This is a genomic window from Clostridium sartagoforme (assembly GCF_004794105.1).
In the GTDB taxonomy this organism is placed as follows: Bacteria; Bacillota; Clostridia; order Clostridiales; family Clostridiaceae; genus Clostridium; species Clostridium sartagoforme_B.
Genome location: NZ_SRYR01000001.1, coordinates 713,916 through 734,449, shown reverse-complemented (window position 1 = coordinate 734,449; position 20,534 = coordinate 713,916). Strand labels below are relative to the sequence as shown.

Sequence of the window (20,534 nt, the reverse complement as noted above, 5' to 3'; positions counted from 1 at the left end):
ATTTTTTAAATAGGGGTTTTTCTATAATCTGCTAAACTCCTAATGGAGTTTTTTCACTCTTAATTCTTACCTCATAACTCTTCACTTTAAATTGTGCGTAAGCACATCTAAAGTTTAGTAAATATTAAATACATCTAAAAGTTCATTCATACTAGCAGTTTTAACAGCAAGACTTTGTGAACTAGTAGATAAATTATTTGCATTATTTTTAAGTTCTTCTGAAGATGCAAGAACTTCCTCTGCAGATGCAGCAATTTCTTCAGATAATGCAGATACCTCTTGTACTCTTTCAAGTACTACAGACTTATTTGATTCAACCTTTTCAAAAGATTCATTAATATCTTTTATTCTAGGATTTACACTCTTAATAGAGTTTGAGATATTATTAAATGACTCTATAGTTTCTTCAACTACTTCTCTTTGATTAACTACTTCATCACCCATTTCCTCAGTTTCACTAGAAATTTGTTTCATACTTCCAACAATTTGATTTAATATATTATATATATTATTAGATGCCTCCTTTGATGTTTCTGCAAGGGATCTAATTTCATCAGCAACTACGGCAAATCCCTTACCAGCTTCACCAACTCTTGCAGCCTCAATGGCAGCATTTAACGCTAATAGATTAGTTTGATCTGCAATATCATCTATTAATACAAATATGTTCTTCACGGTGTCTATATCATTATTCATAGCTTTAATTCCTTCAGTAAATATAGCAAATTTATTGTCGAAGTTATTTATAGATTCTATTAAATGACGCATATCATCATTACTTTTTTCTGAGTCACTATCAATAGTTTCAGATACCGTTTTAATTCTATTTATATTAATTTGAGCTTCCTTAATACTATCACCTAATACTTCTACAATATTAACTATATTTAAAAGTTCATTAGATTGCTTTTCAGTTCCACTTGCTACTTCATTCATAGCTAAGTAAATATTTTCTGTAGAGCCATTTAGTACATCAGAAATATATGCTAAGTTAGCTGAATCTTCTAAAGTATCATTTGAATGATTTTGCATTCCAATTATAATATCTGCAACAGTAGACCTTGTAGATTCTACTGCCCTACATATGTTACCAACTTCATCATTCCTATCTAAATATTTTTTATGAAAATCAACTTGTAAATTTCCATTTGAGAATTCATCCATAGTATTTTTAATTAAATCAAGTATTTTATCTAATCCATTAATAATTGATTTAACTAATATCATACTTATAATAATTATAATTATAGATGAAACAATAAGCCAGGCTGCTAATCCTTTTAACTCTCCTAATAAGGATGCTTTAGTTATTGAAACTCCTATAGACCAATTAGCACTACTTATTCCAGAGTAAGCTATGTACCCTTTTTCGTTTCCCATCTTATAAGCTTCTACATTGCTATCACCCTTAATCATATTATTATGAATATTAATAATTTCAGAGTAACTATTGTCTGTACTCTTATCTGCAATATAGTTTTCTATCCCATCACCTACTAAGTAATTTTTATCAAAAATAATATTAGCATCCTTATCTAAAATAAATATTTTTGAATTGTCAAACTCGCTTATATTGTTTAGAACAGAAGAGATTACCTCAGCATTTTTTACTGCTACTAATAACTTTTCTTCTCCTCCATCATTATAGGGAATTGAATAATACATAAATAATTTGTCATCTACAGTAAAAGGATTTGATACAATTTTACCGTTAAACGCATCCTTAAAGAAACCCTTTTCAGTTAGATCTTCTTTTTTGCCATTATTATAAATTATACTGCCATCCTTTGAAGCTATTCCGTAATATTCAAATCCTCTGCTATTTAAATAATTACTTATTAATTTATATTTATCTTCTAGATTAGTACTATTAGATACTATTTTTTCATCTTTTATAATATCTTCTAATAATAATAAGTTATCATTTATTTCATTATTAATCATTGTCGAAGATAATTTAGTAAAATTTTGAATAGATTCAGTGCTGCTTTTGGCAAGTGATTCGTCTGCAAAATAAAAAGATATAGAAGACATTATTACAAGACCTATAATCACTATCGATATAAAATATCCAATTATTTTGTTAGTAAATTTTTTTTGTCTCACATTCATTCCCCCCCCCACCAGACTTTTTACAAGTATAATTATATCATAATCTAGATAAAGTTGTAATAAAAAAGTTAATATATTACATAAAACTTTATTATTGGGAAACTTTTTTTTGTAATACCCCACATTTTTAATGCATGAAAAGTAATTTACAATTAAGAAAAAAACTCCTTACGGAGTTTTAAAAAAGATTCTTTTTTCGTAATTATCTAAAATTTACTTCAATAATTATTCATTTTTAATTATAATTCTTAAACACGACTTAATTATAAATCCTTATATACTAAATCATTTTATATTACTCTAATTGAGTAAGTAATCTCTTCATTACATCTTTTAATTTTCCTTCCTTCATATCTTCATGTATCCCAGCTAATACAAGTCTAATATCATTATCTGATAAATCCCACTTATAAGCCTTCATATCAATAATTGCATCTTCTGGAAGTATATCTTCAAGATCTGTTGCAAGCTCTTCTGCTAAGCTTATATACTCATCAAATAACTCATCTTCATTTATCTCATTCAAATCATAATCATCTTTTATTATTTCATTTAATACATCTATTTTTATACTTAAATTATAAGCAAAAGTATCTTCTCTTTTAGTACCCTTACTCATATCTTTTAAAACTTTAAACTCACTATTCTTTTCTATTTTTTCTTTTAATTCCTCAGTATCTAGTACTCTATTAACAAATGCTATATACATTTTTACCTCCAGTTTATTATTTAATGTTGTTTTTTATTGCTTCCTTAATTGCTATCTTAAGGTTATTAAGCTCTTCTTTATATCTTTTATGTTCTAATTGAGGGAAAGCATTAATAAGTCTTATAAATTTAAATTCTTTCTTGCTAAACTCCTTTTTAAACTCTTTGAAAAGATTCATATTCTTAAGAGTAGTATTTAAATTAATTACTTCTGAAACTGTAAGTGAAATATCTATTATTAATAATAACATACATATAATCACTGTTATTATAATGGCCCTATTTGAAAGCACCCTTATATAACTCATAATTATAGGATGTATAAAACTCATTAATACAAGAGATAAAATTGAAAATAAAGTAGAGTTAAGCAAGCAAACTCTCCCTTTAATATTAAATTTTCTATTAGAGTAATCCCAAAGCCTTGTATGAAAAATATATTCTAACATTAAATCTGCTATAAATTCTATTATAGAAGCTATTATTCCACCAAATATAAATATTAAAATAGGCGATTTAATATTTAGACTTGTCATTATATATATCACAAATACTGCTCCAAATCCATATACTGGACATATCGGTCCTTTTAAAAACCCTCTATTAATAAACCTTTTAGCTGGAATTGAGCAATAGATTACTTCACAAATCCATCCTAAAAAACTATAAATAATAAAATATAGAAACCACATGTAAACGCCCCCCAGCAATTCATTTCTATCTATTTATCTATCTATCTATCTATCTATTTGTTCAACTTTATTCCAGTATTCATACTAAACAAATTTTTATATATATTGTCAAAGCCATCATCCTTTATTTCTACATCTTCATTATCATTTACATAAAATTTATCTAAGGTAGAAACTATTAAATTGAATTTTTCTATATTTCCTTCCTGAAGTAAAACCTTAAGAATATATCCTAAATGTCCCTCTATGTATTTTTGTATTTCTTTTACTTCCTCCTCTTTTACCTTACCTTCTTCTTTTAAAGTCTTTATAGGACCATTATTAAAAGTGAAGTAAGTTAAAGCTTTCGATGCTTTCTTAAGATATTCTTTCTCATTATTATTCATATGTATACTCCTATTTATTTTTATGTTCATATTAATTTAATATATAAGTTAATTGATAGACTATAATCTTTATACTATAATTAGTCTAATATATAATTACGAGGTGATAAAATGAAATTCTTAAATGGAATTTACGGAATCGACTATTTAACTTTATTCTTACTTATTTTAAGTTCTTTATTCAATATCTGGACAATTACACTTCCTTTAGGCTTTATCTGCCTTATTCTATCATTCTTTAGAATGCTTTCTAAAAATCATTATAAAAGAAGAAGTGAAAATCAATCCTTTGTTAGAATAGTAAATAAGCCATTAGGAAAGCTGGGAATGGCCTTACCTTACAATAGTAACCCTATTACTATGAATGATTTTATATATGGCTTTTCACTCCTTGGAAATAAGATTAAAAACTGGTCACAATATAAAATAACTAAATGTCCAAGCTGTGGTCAAAAGTTAAGACTACCTAGAAGAAAAGGTAAGATTGTTGTTACCTGCAGAAGATGTAATAACAAATTTGATTTAAGAACATAACTAATAATGGATAATGAATAATGCATAATGTATAATTAAGGATAAAACTCCTTAGGGAGTTTTAAAAAAACTTCTTTTTAGTAATTCCGAAAGAATTACTTCCTTAATTATCCATTATCCATTAACTCTTCATTAACTCTTATCTCTTATCTCTTAACTATTAAGGTATGTCTACTCCTCTTGAAGCTACATAAATTTCAAACCACTGATCTCTAGTTAATTTTAGCTTACTTCCATTAACTGCAGACTTTATTCTTTCTAGCTTTCCTGATCCTACTATAGGCATAATCTTACTTGGATGCATTAAAAGCCAAGCATATATTACTTCATCTATATCATTAGCAGACACTTCATACTTTACTTTTTCTAGAGCCTTTCTTACCCTTACAGCTCTTTCACCTTCACCTTTAAATATTTCTCCTCCAGCAAGAGGTGACCATGCCATTGGTTTCACTCTTTTTTCTAACATTAAATCAAGTGTTCCATCTTCGAAAGCATTTAAACATAAAGGTGAAATTTCTACTTGATTAGTTACAAGCTTATCATCTAAATATGAATTTAGCATATTAAATTGTGATGGTAAAAAATTAGATACTCCAAAATTTAATACCTTACCATCCTTTTTTAATTTACTAAAAGCTTCAGAAACTTCATATGGGTTTAATAAGGCATCTACTCTATGAATTAATAATAAATCAATATAATCAGTATTAAAATTATTTAAAGATCTTTCTACAGATTTAATAATATGCTCCTTGCTAGTATCATAACAATGAGATTTATTTTCTGGTCTTTTATCAGACTTAAATTTTATTCCACACTTAGTAACTATCTCTAGTTTCTCTCTAAGGCCTTTTTTAATCTTTAAAGCTTCTCCAAATTTTTCTTCACAAGAAAAATTCCCATATATATCAGCGTGATCTACAGTAGTTATTCCTAAGTCATAGACATCTTCAATTAACTTAACTAATTCCTCATTACTAAGATTCCAATCCATTAATCTCCAATGACCATGAACTAACCTGGAAAATTCCAAATTATCATTTAACTTAACTCTTTCCATATATAATCTCCTCCCATTATACTTAAATAATTTACATTAATATTATAACATAGCTAATTATATATAAAAATCCAAAAGTTACATCGCTTATTATACTTTATTATATATAAAATACTTTCTATATAATAAAGAACTCTATACATAAAATTAAGTTTACTAAAAACCTTCTGAATAAACTAACATTAATATGTATAAAGTTCTATTTAAAAACTATTTTTCAGTTTTAATACTTATATTATTTCCATCTGATGTTAATGTAATTTGCCCTTGAGTATCTGTTCTATACGCTTCAATATTTTGTTCTTTTATTAAGTTTATAGTTTCCCTATGAGGGTGTCCATATGAATTATCTGCTGCGCAGCTTATTACTCCATACTTTGGTGAAATAGCCTTAATAAATTCTGTACTTGAAGATGTTGAAGACCCATGGTGACCAAACTTTATAACATCACCTTTTAGCTTATCAGCATATTTATCTAAAACTTCTTTTTCTGACTCAGCTTCAGCATCACCTGTAAAAATAAATTTATTGTTACCAAATGTTAACTTCATTATAGGTGAATAATCATTTAAATTATCATATGATTCATGCATTGGTGAATATACATCTATTCTAGCACCTTCACCAAGTTCAATAGTTGTTCCTTCTTTTATTACCTTAGGCTTTAATCCTTCATTAGTTACTGCTTTTATCATATTTTCAAATGTCTTAGTATTATGAGTAGTTTTTGGCATATAGAAGTTTTCTACTTCGTATTTTTCAAAGACTTTAGTCATCCCACCTATATGATCTTCATGTGGATGGGTAGCTATAACTATTTCAAAATCATCAATATTTTTTTCTTCTAATTGCTTCATTAATTTATCTGAATCACTTCTTGGACCAGCATCTATTAATATATCAAAATCATTTACCCTAATATAGGCTGAATCACCTTGTCCAACATCTAAATAAGAAATTTCAATATTTCCATTAGCTTGTAATACACTAGGCTCTACTTTATCTTTATTAAAGTAAAATGATACAACTGCTAAAATTGCAAAAACTATTACTACTATAAATTGGGCCTTTTTATTTCCCTTATGTTTTTTCATATTCCTTTTAAAGGATTTCTTTAAGTCATTCTCTCTTGTCAAAACACTTCCTCCTTATGATATTAAGCTATTAAACATTATATTCATAATAGCTTTAAATGTCAAAAGGCACTACATTTTGTCCTGCAGTGCCCCATAGTCATAGGGCTGTCTCACTTCATTTTTCATTGTGGGATAGCACCTTCTAACTACACCTTTATTATTTGAAAATTGTATTATTATTATTATTCACTTTAATAGTTGAATTTTTATTTTTTATATTTATCATTGTTTTTGTAATTGTTGAAACTAATATTATTCCTAAAGCAAGTGCTCCGGCTGAAGCAATTGTTTTAATACCTGTTTCTAAAGATTTCATAACATTTCCAGTAATAGCTTCAACCATTGTGTAATACATTCCGCCTCCTGGCACTAAAGGTATTAATGCAGCAATTACAAAGGTAGTAACTGGAGTTTTTAGTATTCTTGCAAATACCTCTGAATAAATACTTAATGAAACTGCAGCTATAAATAATGATGTAATATCAGAAAGTCCAAAAAGTAATGCTACTTTATATGCAAACCATCCTAGAGCTCCACAAAGAGCTGAAAATATAAGATTTTTATCCTTTATATTAAATACTATACCAAAGGCAAAGGATGCTATAAATGCAGATATAACTTCAATTATCATACTATATTCCTCCAAAGACTCTAATCCAAAAACTTAAAACAACCCCAGTTCCTACTGCTACTGCAATAGCTGTTAAAAAAGCCTCAGCACCTCTTGCTAGACCTGATACTAAATCACCAGCTACAGTATCCCTAATAGCATTTGTAATTGAAAGTCCAGGCACTAATAACATAATTGAACCAATTATAACCTTGTCAATATCATTAGCCAAGTTCACTTTAATTGATATAATAGCTAAAAATGCTAATACTCCTGCTGCAATGCTAGTATTAAAGAATGAGTTTAATCCTATTTCTTCACCTTTTATAGAAACTGCCTTAACAGCTAGTCCTATTAAAAAAGCTGCAATAGCATCCATAATAGAACCACCAAATAAAAATACAAATCCAAAGGCTCCTAAAGCAGAAAAAATAATAGTAGTCTTATTATCATATCTTTTTTCTTCTCGTATTTTTTTCAATCTTTTCTTTATTTCATAAATATCAAGGTTTTCTTTTTTTATATTTCTAGATAAATCATTAACCTTATGTATCTTTTGAAGATCAACGGATCTATTAGTTATCCTTACTACTAAAGACTTAATTTTACCTTTATAAGTAACAGATGTAACTATTACTGTTGGGGTAGCATAACTACTTGCTACTTCTACTCCTAATGATAGGCAAATTCTATTTATAGTTTCTTCAACTCTGTAGGCTTCAGCTCCGCTTTCAAGCATAATTTGTCCTGCGTAAGATGCAACTTCTAATATTTCATTAAACTCCATAATTCACCTTAGATTAAAGCTTCAATATCTTTAAGCTTTGCATTTCTTATAGTAAAAATCATATCTTCATCTATTCTAAGCTTACACTCATCTTCATTTATTTTAGTCTTATTTAAACTAATGCCAGTTCCACCTAATTCTTTGTACTTAGTATTAGCAATATCTATATTAAATACACCATTTTTAGCTCCTGTTATTTTAATATAGCTTCCCCCGCAATCCTGGTCCTTTATATTCATAGTAATTATATTATTCCCCTTAATAACAACCTTATCTTCAGGGACAGATATAATATCTACTTCTCCTACAATTGTCATCCAGCCACCGCTTAACTTCGCCTTAGATAGTAGTTCAACTTTATAATCCTTAGTTAGTTTAGTTAGTAGCTGTCCAAGCTCATAAATACTTAAATCATATTTCATAACTTATTCCCTCGCTGTATAAATTAAATTTTTTTCTCATTATACTACAATTAATAATCATTATCTATATATTCTTTATTAATATATTGAATAAAACTACTTACCTCATCCTGCCTTCCATACCCACCTTCAATATTATATGTTAAATATAAATTTTTCTTAGCTCTAGTTAAAGCAACATAAAATGTTCTCATTTCCTCTTCAATGTTATTATTTTTAATAGCTATATATGAAGGGAGTACCCCTTCTTTAAGACCTGAAATAAATACTGTATCGAACTCCAATCCCTTAGCTTGATGCACAGTTATAATTGGAATCCTCTTTTTATTAGTTCTATTAATTATTAAGGCTTCAAGCTCACCATTTGATAATCCTACTATTTTCATAATATCTAATAGTGAATCCCTATTGCTTTTTGATTTATCATCTAATTCTTTTACAAGAACATAAAAATCCCTAAGTCTTTCTATTTTTTCATAAGCTTCCTTTTCAAGCTCTTTACTTCTTCCACTATATAAAGATTTAATATTAAAAGTATTAATAATGTCAACTATTATATCCTGTGGTCTTTTCTTCTCTGCCCTAATAAATAGCTCATTTAAGACATTACTAATTTTTGAAAAAGCCTTTACATGTTTTTGTACTAAGCTAATTCTTTTCATAGATGTAGGGATAATATCATTATTTATAGCCATTACTAATAAGTCTTTTGTAGCTAAAATATCATCCATAGCATCATGGCTTGGTTTATTTTCTGTATCAAAGACTTTACTTAAAGTTTCTAATTTATAATTAAATAAATTCCTATGGAATCTTCTATAGATATCTAATGTATCATAAAAACCTTTAAACTTAGGCCCTTCAATATTATTTCTAGAAAGCTCACTAGTTAAAATATTTATATCATATTGAACATTATGCCCTACTATTATAGATTCCTTAGAAAACTCAATAAATTCTCTTAATACCTTTTCTTTATCTTCACCTTTTTCACTTAAAAACTTATCACTAAATCCATGAACCTTAAATGAATCATTAACTGATTTCTTGTTTTTTAAGAATTTTTCAAAGCTTTCTATTACATTTCCTTCACTATTAATTTTAATAGCTGCAATTTGAATAATTTCATCTTCCGTTACGTCTGTTCCAGTACTTTCAACGTCAAAAACTATAATATTATTATTTTTAAACTCATTAATTAAAAGGCCAAACTTTTCCCCATATAATAAACTATTATTATCTATAAAATCTGTTATAGATATTCCAACTTCCTTATATTCCTTACTTTCAATAACTCCTAATGTAGTATCTCCTATACCTGTAGGTAGTCTTTTAACTATTCTTTTTAAACTTACACTATCATATTTATTTGCTATAAGTTTTAAAAATGCAATTATATCCTTTATTTCCTGTCTTCTAAAAAATTTAAATTGATCAACTAAAATAAACTCAAAATCTGCACCTTCATATCCTATTATCTTAGATAGCTCTCTACTTAAGTTAATATTATAATTATTATCCCTACTTAAAATACAAGTTTTAGCAATATCCTCACCATTACTTTTCAATTTTTTAATTTCATCAAAAATAAACCTAGCCTCTTCTCTTAATGTATTTCTTTTAACTAGATTAATTTTTTCACCTCTCTTATCAGCTTCTGAAGTTATTTTATCCTTATATATAGAGTTATACCTTTCATTAAAAGCATTTTCTAAGAAACTTAAAGCACCCTCTGTTATATATTTAGTTGATCTATAGTTTTTAGAGAATATTATACTTTTAGGATTGTAACTTTCTTTAAAAAATTCAAATATTTTTTCTGGCTCTGATCCTCTCCAACCATAAATAGTTTGGAACATATCTCCACATAGTAAAATATTATTATCTCCAAATATCTTTTCTATTACTGAATACTCTAAAGTGCTAGTATCTTGAACTTCATCTATATTAATATATTTAAACTTTGTTTTTAATCTTAAAACTAATTCTTCATCTAATAATAACTCTTTAGCCTTAGTTGTTAAATCTGCAAAATCTAAACCATGATTACTATAAAGTAAAGAATTATAAAGAACTACTAATCTCCCACCATATTTCTTTAGATTTTCTTCCATTTGAAAGTCAAAATTCCCCTTATAAGTACATAGCTGTCTTATCCTTTCATGGTTAAACTTAAATATATGATTTAGTGCATCGTTATAGGATTTTAATAAATCATCACCAAATAAATTAAGTTTTGCTTTTTCGACTTTAACTATATCTATAAAATTTTGGAGCTTATTAACTGGGTAATTATAAAAATTACATTCCTTAATTATTTCCTTACAATCTTCTTCATCAAAAACTATGGAATTTGAAAATATATCTGTTTTTTTCTTAGCTTCACTTTTTATTAAATCAAAACAAAAGCTATGGAAAGTTCTAATGGTTATATCCTTTGCACTTTCCCCTACTATTTTCTCTATCCTTTCCCTCATTTCAGCACAAGCCTTATTAGTAAATGTTATACATAATACTTCCTCAGCTTTTGCTTTATTAGAGTTTATTATATTTGAAATTCTAGCTGCTAATGTGTTAGTTTTTCCAGTTCCTGCTGATGCTAGTAATAATATATTCTTTTCTAATTCATCTATAACTAATTTTTGTTCCTTATTAAAGGCCATAGCTTTACCTCCTAAATTTATATTTATAACTATTATAACATTATAAATTTCACAGAGCTGTCGCACAAACAGCCAAAATTAAGAATCAAAAATTAAAAATGGAGAATTATTGATGTAATTCCTACATAATTACTAAAAATTAATTACTTTCTAAAACTCCAAAAGGAGTTTTTTCATCAATTATTCATTCTTCATTATTAATTTTTATTGTGCGATAGCTCCATACCTTTACTTTGTCGTACTATTATTAATTTAAATAAAATGATATGCTATAATTATTAAAAAATTAATGTACTGGAGTTGATTACATTGAAATTTAAATATATATTGATTTTCATCATATTTTTTTCATTATATTTTTCACTTAATTACTATGTTGGTAGAAGAATTTTTAATGGCTTTAACTATATTTTCAAAATAACTCCTATATTTTTCTGGGTTATATTCTGGTTTTTATCCTTAGCTTATATAATATCTATGACATTAAATAAATATTTACCATCATCCATAAATGACTTTTTATATTTAATTGGATCTTATTGGCTTAGTATTCTTATGTATAGCTTACTAACTTTCCCTATAATAGGTTTAATAAATTATATCCTTAAAAAAGCTAATTATAATAATGATAAGATTTTTATATTTGAGACTATATTAATAGTGACTTTATTTACAATTATTACCCTAATAGGTAGTTTTAATGCTAGGAGTTCTAAAGTAACATCTTATGATATAAGTCTAGAAGATAAAACTTTAAATTCTCATTTAAATATTATTATGGTATCAGATATTCACCTAGGTAATTTAATTAAAAATTCTAGACTAGAAGAATTAGTAAATGAAATAAATGACTTAAATCCTGATATAGTTCTATTAGCAGGTGACATAATAGATAGCGATATTAATCCATTTATTGATAACAACATGGCTAAAGAATTCTCTAAAATAAAGTCTAAATATGGAACCTTTGCAGCCTTAGGAAATCATGATTTTTTAACTAAATCTGAAGATAAAATAGTTGAACTTCTAAAAGATAACTCAGTAACTGTATTAAGAGATGATAAAGTTCTTGTTAATGATAATTTCTATATTATAGGTAGGGATGACTCTAGTGTAGATAGGCTTTCAGATACAAAAAGAAAATCCCTTGGTGAAATAACAGAGGATATAGATAAATCAAAGCCATTAATAGTTATAGATCATAATCCTAAAGATATAAATGAAAGCTTAGATGCTGAAATTGATCTTCAAGTTTCTGGTCACACTCATAAAGGTCAAATAGTTCCAGGAAACCTTGTTACTAATAGTCTATTTGAAATAGATTATGGATACTTAAAAAAGAATTCTTTAAATGTTATAGTATCATCTGGTTATGGAACTTGGGGACCTCCTGTAAGAATAGGAAGTAGAAGTGAAATAGTTAAAATAACATTAAACTAATAATTCTCAAAACTACAAATGCAACATAAACTTACTATTCTAAATTAAGTAATTAATAGTAAACCTAATACTTTTATAATTAAAAGGAGCTACCATAAAGGTAGCTCCAATAAAAACAACTTAATTTTCAAAACTCCCTTAGGAGTTTTTTCATCAATTTTTCATTCTTAATTATCTTATCTCGTAGCTTAGTTTAATAAATCTATCTATATCTTCTTCAATAAGCTTTAAAGAATTTCTCCAGAAATTAACATCATGAACATCTATATTCATTATTTTAGTTACATCAGCAACTTTATTCTTTCCTGTTACCTTAAGTAATTCTTCATATTCACTACAGAAAGAATCTCCTCTATTTAAATATTCAGCATATAAACCTTTTGCAAAAAGATTTCCAAAGGCATATGGGAAGTTGTAGAAGTTTGCAGTTGCATAGTAATAATGAGGTTTCCATGTCCACATATATTTATGAAGATAATTATTATCAAGTCCGTCACCATAAGCTTCTTTTTGAGCCTTAAGCATTGCCTCATTAATTTCTTCTACTGATAGAGAACTTTCTTTTCTCTTTTCAAAAACTTCACTTTCAAAAAGATATCTTGAATAAATATCTACTATTACTTGTGTGCAGTCTGAAATTTCTGCTTCTAATATAGCAAAAGCGTCTTCCTTTGGCGCATCTTTAACAGCACTTTTCTTAATTATTATTTCACAGAAGTTTGAGGCTGTTTCTGCTAAAGTCATAGGATATTCTGAATTTAGTGCAGTTTCACTATTTAAACATTCTCCATGGAATCCATGTCCAAGTTCGTGAGCCATAGTAACAACATCACTAAAGCTATTTCCATAATTTAAAAGTATTCTGCTTTCTCCTATTTTTTTTATACTTTCACAGAAGGCCCCACCAACTTTTCCTTCCTTTGGATAAACATCTATCCAGTTGTTATCAAAGGCCTTTTTAGCAAAGTCAGCTAAGTTATCACTAAAGCTTCTAAAATTCTTTAATACAAAGTCTCTTCCCTCTTCAAAGCTAAAGTTCATTTCTTTTTCTATTACAGGTGCATATAAATCATAAAATGGTAGTCCATCTTTATGTCCAAGTAATTCAGCTTTTCTCTTTAAATACTTTCTAAAGACAGGTAAACTTTCCTTAATTGCAGTTAACATTGAATTTAGAATATCTTCATCCATTCTTGATTCTTCTAGAGTCATATGAAGTGGTGATTTATATCCCTTTAATGATGCAGTAGTTAATACTTCACCCTTAATTCCATTTAAAGCTGCTGCAACACCTTCTTCAATTTTCTCATAAGATTTTATTTCTGCATCATAAGCTTGCTTTCTAACCTCAGCATCTGTGCTGTATGCCATATTTAAAACCATAGTTAAAGGTAAAGATTCTTCTTTTTCATCAACAGTTATATCTACCTTATGAGTAGAAATTAAGTAATCTTTATAATTAAGCCATGCATCAGATCCTGTATTTCTCATTCTAGCAATTATTGATTCTTCTTTATCACTTAAGATATATTTATTCTTTTCTATAATTTCTTTTATTATAAATTTATGTTCTTTTAATATACTTGATGATTCAATTAAAGTATCTATATTATCTATAGAAGCAATCCACTTATAAAGTTTAGTTAGTGGCTCTGCTAAAAGACTAAATTTAGAATTTATAATATCTAAATATTTTCTTGCCGTTTTATCTTTTGAATCAGCACTAATTATCAAGTTAGCTAATGAACTAATTCTATTTAAAAGTAAATTAATCTCTTCAAACTTACCTATAAATACTTCTAGTTCATTTACATCTCCTTTTCCCTCTTTCACTTCTCTAGAAAAGGTATTTAGTTCATTAATTTTATTATCTAAATTTTCTAAATCACCTAAGAATTCCTTTGACGTAAAGGAAGGATATATTTCTTTTAAACTCCAATTATATGTCATAATAATCAGTCTCCTTTCATTAATCAATACTAAAATTATAGTATTAATTTATTCATTTTTCAATTATTTACCACTCTACATTATATAATTTTTATTTCTAAACTTTAATGGTGATACCCCAACGAACTTCTTAAAGGTATTCGTAAAGTGACTTTGATCGTGAAATCCTAACAATATACTTATTTCTAATATACTTTTTTCAGTAGTTAAAAGTAAGGTTTTCGCTCTTTCAATTTTAATTTCCCTTAAATATCTCATAATAGATTTACCTTTATATTTTTTAAAAGATGAAGATGCATACCCTATGGATATATTGAGTTTTTTACATATTTCCTCTAAGGATGTATGATTTTCAACATTTAAATGAAGGGCTTGTATTAGTTTGTTTACTGTAAAACTTTCAGTAATTTCATTGTTATTATTAAGTAGATTCATATACTCATCAAGCATATTCAATTCCATTTCTTGTAACTCTTTTAATGTAATGTATTCTTTAATCCTCTTATAATATTTATCATAAATACTATATAAATATTTCTTTGGAATTCCATTTCTTGATATTTCTCTTGCATAAACTGCATTCCATATTATTAAATCATCAACTTTACTATTTTTATCTTTCTCATATTCTATTTCTGAAATCTGTTTATTCTTAATTAATTTTATTAATTCATCCTTATTTCTGCCTTCAATTAATAAAGTAACCTTGTTATTCAAAATATTAAAATCATCATTATATCCTTCAAATGCATCCTTCATATTCTCTTCTCCTTTTATAAAATAGTAATTATATACACATTATAGATATTTTTTCTATCTTCTTCAATGATCTTGTTAAAATTTTACAATAATCTAAAAAAAGTATATCTTTTTTGCAAATTTAGAAGTTATGTCTAATAATAATGATAATTTTATATTTTTTTACAAGTTTTATTAGTTTTCATTATCCTAATACTAAAAATTGGTGATATAAACAATCTATATCACCAATTATTTTTCTTATCTTATTTAATTATATTTAAAACATAAGTTTTAAACTCTTCAAAGCTACCATTTGATATAGAAGCTCCTTTATTAATTTTATTGCTACTGAAATTATATTCACATGCTCCATAATTAAAGCTTGCACTTGATATTATTATACTTGAATCAGTTACTCTATAATTTACATTACAAAGCATTACTTCCTTACAGAATTCTACAAAATCATTTACTTTATCTAATTCTCCATTAGACACTACATTTAATGCAAATTTAAATAAACCATATCCACCTATTAATGGTATCATCTGACCATTTCCCATATAAAATACTTTTCCCATATTATAAAAATACTTCATATTTCCATAAGACATAGTTCTATATTCATTATTTATTTCTAATTCTTTATTATTTAAATTTTCAAATTTTTCTACTATATCATCCCAAGCTTTAGCTTCAGCACTTTTGTTATTGCTAATTACACTTTTAAATTGTTCAAAGGCCTTTTCTAAATCTTTATCTTTATTTACTAAAGATCCGTTAACTTCTACTCTATACTCATTATTTTCAAATATTAATTCCACTTTACTATTCATATTAAACTACCTCACTTATGTATATTATCAATTAATAATGATTATTATAACATAATGAAATAAACTTTCCAACCTATTATTACTTAACTATCTCATAAGGCCAATCTTTTATTCCACCAAAATTATACACATTAGTATACCCCATTTCAACTAATAAATCAGCAGCTTTTTTACTTCTATTTCCGCTTCTACAATAAACTAATATTTTTTGTTCTTTATTTGTCAATACCTCTTCTGCTTTGTATTCTAAATCATCTATTGGAATTAACACACTATTTTCTATATGCCCACTGTTATATTCCTCTTCTGTTCTTACATCTAATATTATTACATCATTATTATTCATTTCTTCTTTTGCTTCCTCTGATGTAATCCTAGATACCGTAACTACTTCTTGACCCTTAGTGCTAATTTCTTTATTTAAAGTTGTACATCCTGAAATCACTAACGTACTTAATATTAAGAATAAAGCTATTATGTTTTTTCTCATAATACTCACCTCAAAACTATTATAATCTATAAAAAGAATTAAGTTTGTAATAAAGTCACAAACTTAATTCTCAATACTTTTCTATAAACTTATCCCTAAAATAGCAACTTTAAAATAATTATAACTTTATAATTTATCATTAATTAAACTAAGCTCCACTATTTAATAAGTTTTTTAATATTAGTCTCTAAAATTTCATCGTTTAGAGCACCTTCTCTATCGTATATTATATTTCCAACTTTATCTATAAATATAGTCCTTGGAATTCCTCTAATATTATAAGCATTTGCTGCACTATAATCTAAGTCAAATAATATATCCATTTCTAAATTATTATCTTTTAAAAACTTTAAAGCCTTTTCTTTCGTTTCTCTTTGACCATCAGTTAAATTAATCATTAGAAATTCTACCTTATCACTATATTTATTTATAGCATCCTCAAAATATGGCATTTCTGCTTTACATGGTCCACACCAACTTGCCCATATATTAATTACTACAGGCTTACTACCTTTATAATCTGATAGTTTCACTCTACTTCCTTCTTCATCATAAACTTCAAAGTCATTTGCTTCTTTTAACTCTTGCTTTATATTACTATTTTCTACACCTAAATATTGACCCGTTAAATATCCATATCCAAACTTAACAACTAAAATTAAAACTACTAATACTAATGTAAGTAGTATAACCTTCCAAATATTCTTCAATTTTAACTCCTTTTCTTTTTTACTATACTATAACATAATTGGTATGATGTATAAAGACAATGATTATTATACTCAATATTTTTATTATGTAGTTTTCAAAACTATATATTGCACTATGCTAAGTTTTGTGTTATCTTATTAATATAATGAAATGTGGAAGGAATGTTATAATGAATAAAATTGCTTTAATAACTGATAGTACTTGCGGCTTACCTAAAGAATATGTAGATAAATATAATGTAAAAGTTGCGTCTTTAAAGGTATTGTATAAAGATAAGGAATATATTGATGGTGTTACTATCACTCCTGAAGAAGTATATTCTAGACTTGAAGAAGAGCTACCCACTACTTCTATGCCTTCAGTTCAGGATGTTAAATCTTTATATAGTGAATTAGAAGCTGAAGGATATACTCATGCTATAGTATTGCCTGTCTCTTCCGGGTTATCAGGTACTATAAATAGCTTTAGATTAGCTAGTGAAGATTTTAGTAATATTAATACTTTTATTTTTGATACTAAAATACTTTCTATGGCTGTAGGTCTAATTGTTTTAGAAGTCGGTAAAATGATAGAAGAAAATAATGATTTTGACTATATCTGTAATAGAATACCTAAAATCAGAGAAAACTTATGGATGTATTTCACAGTTGATACATTAGAATATCTAATTAAAGGTGGAAGAATCGGCAAAGTAACAGGTGGTATTGGGCAATTACTTAATTTAAAACCTATTATAACTATGGATGAAAATGGTTCTTATACTAACCATTCAAAGGTAAGAGGATCAAAACAAGCCTTTAATAAACTATCTTCCCTAGCAACAAGCATTTTAGATAAAGGAAAGGGAAAAGTAATAGTTATGACTGGGACTATGCATGAAGAGGCTAATAAATTAAAAGAAACTTTAGAAAAACATATAAATACTACATTTATGTATAAAGGTACTATCACACCTGCAGTTGGAATTCATTCAGGCCCAAGACTACTAGCTGTAGCAGTAATGCTAGAACAATAAAATTTAGCATATTAAAATAGCTGAATTTATTTATGAAAAATTTAATAATGAATAAAAAACCCCCTTAGGAGTTTTAAAAAAAGATTTTATTAAAATAAAAAACTCAGCCTAAGCTGAGTTTATCCTTAATTGTTAACTGTTAATTATAAAAGGGATGCGTTCGCATCCCTTTTATTCGCATTCCTTTTATTGTTCTTCATGATCGAAGTCTTTTCCTGTTTGCATAGCTACTTTTTCAGCTACTAAGTTCTTTAACAATACGTCTACTGTCCATTCTCTTGAAGTTTCAGTAACTGTTGCCTTTAAAACATTATTTAATCTAAACTTCTTTAGATTTTCTATAAATAATCCTATCTTATTTCCTGGTATATTATTAAATATTATTGCTTTATTTTTTACTCCATCTTCAGCATCAGTTAGTAAGTTATTATTTATAACATCTTTAACTAAAGTATTACCATTTTTATAATTTATAAGTACCTTATCTCTTATACCAAGCATACCTGCTAAATTGCTTACAGTTTTGGCTTCCTTACCATTAAAGTTACATAATATTAAACAACTTCTACCTTCTTCTGTTGTAGTTTCTTTAGTATCTAATAATTCAAATGACATAAATTTCTCCTTTTCTTACATAAACATTTCTTATTTATATCATATAAAATACTTAAGAATTAAGCAACCTTGATTTTTTTAAGTTTAATTTTGACATAATAGTTAATATTATATCTACTAAAATTATTATTGCCAAAATAACATTAATTGGCCTTATAAATACTTCTAAACTTAAATAAAAATTTCTAACAATAGGATTAACATAAGTTATTCCTATGTATGATAAAACTCCCCAATATAATGAAAACTTTAAAGTAATTAATCCTTTATAATTATATCTAAGCTTGCTATAATCCCAATACATTTCATTAAAAACCTTTAATAGTAAATATCCACTTATAAATTCTACTATTGTAGGTACTAATATATAAAGCATTATAGTTGTAATAATATTTAAATTAAAATATTCATTAAATAATATTAATAATGTAAAGGCTATCCCGTACATAGGTTTATATGGGCCTTTTAAAAAACCTTCTTTTTTAAATCTCCCAGTAATTATGAAACTATAAACCTCTTCAATTATCCATCCAACTATAGAGTAAAAAATTAGGTTAAATATAGTTAAACTTAATATTGTCATCAAAAGCACCAACCTTTAGCAAATTATACTTTTAGTTTAACCAAGGAAATAAATTAAATACCTAATTTTATACAATGAAACTTTTCAATTTATAAGAATAGAATAGTATATAATGCTTAAAAGGGGAGATTAAAATAGAGTCTACTTATAAAAAAGTTAAAAACATTTTACTTATTCTTTTATTAGCTAATTTATTTGTTGCAATATCTAAAATACTAATTGGATTAATAGTTAATAGTACTAGTGTAATGGCTGATGGATTTCACTCTATATCTGATAGTGCGTCTAACGTTGTAGGAATTATTGGTATTACAATGGCTTCTAAGCCTAGGGATACCGAACACCCATATGGTCATAAAAAATTTGAAACTATATCAAGTATTTTTATTGGACTTATGTTATTACTTTTAGGATTTAATGTTATAAAAACATCAATTTCTAAACTATTCACTCCTTATACATTGTCTATTACTACTGTAAGTTTAGTAATTATATTAATAACTTTAATTATAAATATCTTTGTAGCCTTATACGAAAATAAGCAAGGTCAAAAGTTAAATAGTAAAATTTTAATTGCAGATTCTATTCATACTAAAAGTGATATATTTGTTTCTATTGGAGTATTAATTACTCTCTTAGGTGTTAAATTAGGACTTCCTCCTATTTTAGATACTTTTGTATCATTTATTGTTGCCTTATTTATTTTACATGCATCTTATGAAATTATTAAAGAAAATATCTCATCATTAACTGACAAAATTATGATTGAAGAAGAAATTGTAATTGATATATTAAAAGATTTTACTGATATTACGGATGTTCATAATATTAGATCAAGAGGTTATAAAGATTATATTTTTCTAGATATGCATATAAAGGTAGATTCAAAATTAAATGTAGATGAGGCTCATACACTAGTTCATAAAATTGAAGATACATTAAATGATAAATTAAACAAAAAAGTTGATTTAATAATTCACGTTGAACCTAATAGTCATAATCATAATAGCAAAAGTGACTACTTATAAAGGTAGTCACT

21 protein-coding genes are annotated in these 20,534 nt (G+C 26.4%); 4 read left to right on the top strand and 17 right to left on the bottom strand.

Annotation, left to right across the window (positions count from 1 at the left end; translation table 11 throughout):
• Positions 1–114: 114 nt before the first annotated feature.
• The 4 genes from E5347_RS03255 to E5347_RS03240 all read right to left on the bottom strand — a co-directional run bounded on the left by E5347_RS03255 (position 115) and on the right by E5347_RS03240 (position 3,898).
• Complete coding sequence (locus E5347_RS03255; protein WP_168354890.1) at positions 115–2,106, bottom strand: methyl-accepting chemotaxis protein; 1,992 nt, start codon at positions 2,104–2,106, stop codon at positions 115–117.
• Positions 2,107–2,407: 301 nt separating this feature from the next.
• Complete coding sequence (locus tag E5347_RS03250; RefSeq protein ID WP_136004600.1) at positions 2,408–2,821, bottom strand: hypothetical protein; 414 nt, start codon at positions 2,819–2,821, stop codon at positions 2,408–2,410.
• Between the two features lie 16 nt (positions 2,822–2,837).
• Positions 2,838–3,512, bottom strand: coding sequence for a putative ABC transporter permease (locus E5347_RS03245; RefSeq protein WP_136004598.1), 675 nt, complete (start codon positions 3,510–3,512; stop codon positions 2,838–2,840).
• Between the two features lie 53 nt (positions 3,513–3,565).
• Complete coding sequence (locus E5347_RS03240) at positions 3,566–3,898, bottom strand: hypothetical protein (RefSeq protein WP_136004596.1); 333 nt, start codon at positions 3,896–3,898, stop codon at positions 3,566–3,568.
• Between the two features lie 111 nt (positions 3,899–4,009).
• Here E5347_RS03240 and E5347_RS03235 point away from each other — a divergent pair, with 111 nt between their 5' ends.
• Entirely contained in the window at positions 4,010–4,432 is a 423-nt protein-coding gene (locus tag E5347_RS03235; RefSeq protein WP_136004594.1) for a hypothetical protein, read from the top strand.
• A gap of 160 nt (positions 4,433–4,592) precedes the next feature.
• Here E5347_RS03235 and E5347_RS03230 read toward each other — a convergent pair whose 3' ends face one another.
• From E5347_RS03230 to E5347_RS03205, 6 genes are all read right to left on the bottom strand, one after another.
• Positions 4,593–5,495 (bottom strand): aldo/keto reductase, encoded by a 903-nt coding sequence (locus E5347_RS03230; protein ID WP_136004592.1) that lies wholly within the window; start codon positions 5,493–5,495, stop codon positions 4,593–4,595.
• Positions 5,496–5,705: 210 nt separating this feature from the next.
• The gene (locus E5347_RS03225) at positions 5,706–6,590 is read right to left on the bottom strand and encodes a ComEC/Rec2 family competence protein (protein ID WP_207670455.1); all 885 of its coding nucleotides are present in this window, start codon (positions 6,588–6,590) and stop codon (positions 5,706–5,708) included.
• A gap of 199 nt (positions 6,591–6,789) precedes the next feature.
• Positions 6,790–7,263: a threonine/serine exporter family protein gene (locus E5347_RS03220; protein ID WP_136004587.1), complete on the bottom strand. Its 474-nt coding sequence runs from the start codon at positions 7,261–7,263 to the stop codon at positions 6,790–6,792.
• A gap of 1 nt (position 7,264) precedes the next feature.
• On the bottom strand, positions 7,265–8,029 hold the full coding sequence (locus E5347_RS03215) for a threonine/serine exporter family protein (RefSeq protein WP_136004585.1): 765 nt from the start codon (positions 8,027–8,029) through the stop codon (positions 7,265–7,267).
• Between the two features lie 8 nt (positions 8,030–8,037).
• Positions 8,038–8,451: a UDP-N-acetylglucosamine pyrophosphorylase gene (locus E5347_RS03210; RefSeq protein WP_136004583.1), complete on the bottom strand. Its 414-nt coding sequence runs from the start codon at positions 8,449–8,451 to the stop codon at positions 8,038–8,040.
• Positions 8,452–8,501: 50 nt separating this feature from the next.
• Entirely contained in the window at positions 8,502–11,114 is a 2,613-nt protein-coding gene (locus tag E5347_RS03205; RefSeq protein WP_136004581.1) for a 3'-5' exonuclease, read from the bottom strand.
• Positions 11,115–11,423: 309 nt separating this feature from the next.
• Between E5347_RS03205 and E5347_RS03200 the strand changes: the two genes are divergently transcribed.
• Positions 11,424–12,554 (top strand): metallophosphoesterase, encoded by a 1,131-nt coding sequence (locus E5347_RS03200; protein WP_136004579.1) that lies wholly within the window; start codon positions 11,424–11,426, stop codon positions 12,552–12,554.
• Between the two features lie 171 nt (positions 12,555–12,725).
• Here E5347_RS03200 and E5347_RS03195 read toward each other — a convergent pair whose 3' ends face one another.
• From E5347_RS03195 to E5347_RS03175, 5 genes are all read right to left on the bottom strand, one after another.
• Positions 12,726–14,504: a M3 family oligoendopeptidase gene (locus tag E5347_RS03195; protein WP_136004577.1), complete on the bottom strand. Its 1,779-nt coding sequence runs from the start codon at positions 14,502–14,504 to the stop codon at positions 12,726–12,728.
• A 75-nt stretch (positions 14,505–14,579) separates the two neighbouring features.
• Entirely contained in the window at positions 14,580–15,263 is a 684-nt protein-coding gene (locus tag E5347_RS03190; protein ID WP_136004575.1) for a helix-turn-helix domain-containing protein, read from the bottom strand.
• Between the two features lie 245 nt (positions 15,264–15,508).
• On the bottom strand, positions 15,509–16,081 hold the full coding sequence (locus tag E5347_RS03185) for a hypothetical protein (protein ID WP_136004573.1): 573 nt from the start codon (positions 16,079–16,081) through the stop codon (positions 15,509–15,511).
• Positions 16,082–16,160: 79 nt separating this feature from the next.
• The gene (locus tag E5347_RS03180) at positions 16,161–16,571 is read right to left on the bottom strand and encodes a rhodanese-like domain-containing protein (protein WP_207670447.1); all 411 of its coding nucleotides are present in this window, start codon (positions 16,569–16,571) and stop codon (positions 16,161–16,163) included.
• A 158-nt stretch (positions 16,572–16,729) separates the two neighbouring features.
• Positions 16,730–17,281, bottom strand: coding sequence for a TlpA family protein disulfide reductase (locus E5347_RS03175; protein ID WP_136004570.1), 552 nt, complete (start codon positions 17,279–17,281; stop codon positions 16,730–16,732).
• A 170-nt stretch (positions 17,282–17,451) separates the two neighbouring features.
• Here E5347_RS03175 and E5347_RS03170 point away from each other — a divergent pair, with 170 nt between their 5' ends.
• A complete protein-coding gene (locus E5347_RS03170; protein WP_136004568.1) occupies positions 17,452–18,297 on the top strand; it encodes a DegV family protein in 846 nt (281 codons plus the stop codon).
• A 186-nt stretch (positions 18,298–18,483) separates the two neighbouring features.
• On the opposite strand, the gene E5347_RS03165 is transcribed toward E5347_RS03170, so the two are convergent.
• Positions 18,484–18,912, bottom strand: a complete 429-nt coding sequence (locus tag E5347_RS03165; protein WP_136004566.1) for a DUF3783 domain-containing protein — start codon at positions 18,910–18,912, stop codon at positions 18,484–18,486.
• A gap of 52 nt (positions 18,913–18,964) precedes the next feature.
• A complete protein-coding gene (locus tag E5347_RS03160; RefSeq protein WP_136004564.1) occupies positions 18,965–19,495 on the bottom strand; it encodes a putative ABC transporter permease in 531 nt (176 codons plus the stop codon).
• Positions 19,496–19,623: 128 nt separating this feature from the next.
• Between E5347_RS03160 and E5347_RS03155 the strand changes: the two genes are divergently transcribed.
• Positions 19,624–20,523, top strand: a complete 900-nt coding sequence (locus tag E5347_RS03155) for a cation diffusion facilitator family transporter (RefSeq protein WP_341472508.1) — start codon at positions 19,624–19,626, stop codon at positions 20,521–20,523.
• The last annotated feature ends 11 nt before the right edge of the window (positions 20,524–20,534 follow it).